We start from the raw sequence: 873 nt of genomic DNA on the forward strand, positions 1-873 counted from the left end.
GGAAGGGTGAGGGCGGTGGGGCGCTCGCGGACGGTGGTGGAGGGGCGTCCGGCCTCGTGGAGGGGCGTCCGGCCTGTGGAAAAGTCGGGGCGCGGGCTGGTGGTGGTGAGGTGTGAGGGTGGGGGCGTGTTCTGTTGCTCCTGTCGTTCCTGTGAGTGACGACTTTGTGCGGAGCGCTCGCTCGCTGTCCACAGGCCCCCACGCGTCTTGCGGGCCGCGTGCACGATGAGGTCACGGGCGGGTCACCGCCCGCGCCGGGGCGGTGCCGTGCCGCGCGTACGGTCGACGGTCCCGGCTGCCGTGGAACGGGGGAGGCAGCGCGATGAACGAGACACTGGTGACGGTCGTGGGCAATGTGGCGACCCAGCCCGACTTCCGGGAGGCCGCGAACGGCGCGGCCGTGTCCCGCTTCCGGCTCGCCGCGACGGTGCGCCGCTGGGACCGGGGGCGGGAGGAGTGGGCGGACGCCTACACCAGCTTCTATTCCGTATGGGCGTGGCGGACGCTCGCGAGCAATGTGGTCGCCTCGGTATCGATCGGTGAACCACTGGTGGTGCAGGGGAAGTTGCGCATCATCACGCAGGAGCGGGACGGGAGACGGTGGACGTCCGCGGACATCGACGCGGTGGCGATCGGGCACGATCTCGCGCGCGGTACGTCGGCGTTCCGCAGGGTGTCGCAGGCCCGGCCGTCGGCGGTCGAGCCGGTGCGGATGGCGGGCGTCATGGCGAAGGCGGTCGCGGACGTCGAGGCGGCGCGGATGAGCGCGGCCGTGGGCGGGGCGGGTCCGCTGTCGGGCGGCGTGGGGAAGGGACCGCTGTCGGGCGGGGTCGGCGACGAGCCGAGCGGAGTAGGCAACGGGCCGGGCTGGGC

1 protein-coding gene is annotated in these 873 nt (G+C 73.3%); it reads left to right on the plus strand.

From position 1 onward, the window contains the following. Window positions 1-322 precede the first annotated feature (322 nt). Window positions 323-873, plus strand: a 551-nt coding sequence (locus ACSNOK_RS33290; RefSeq protein ID WP_436784516.1) for a single-stranded DNA-binding protein, incomplete at its 3' end; no start/stop codon positions are given.

This window comes from Streptomyces sp. URMC 126 (assembly GCF_051386555.1).
Classification (GTDB): Bacteria; Actinomycetota; Actinomycetes; order Streptomycetales; family Streptomycetaceae; genus Streptomyces.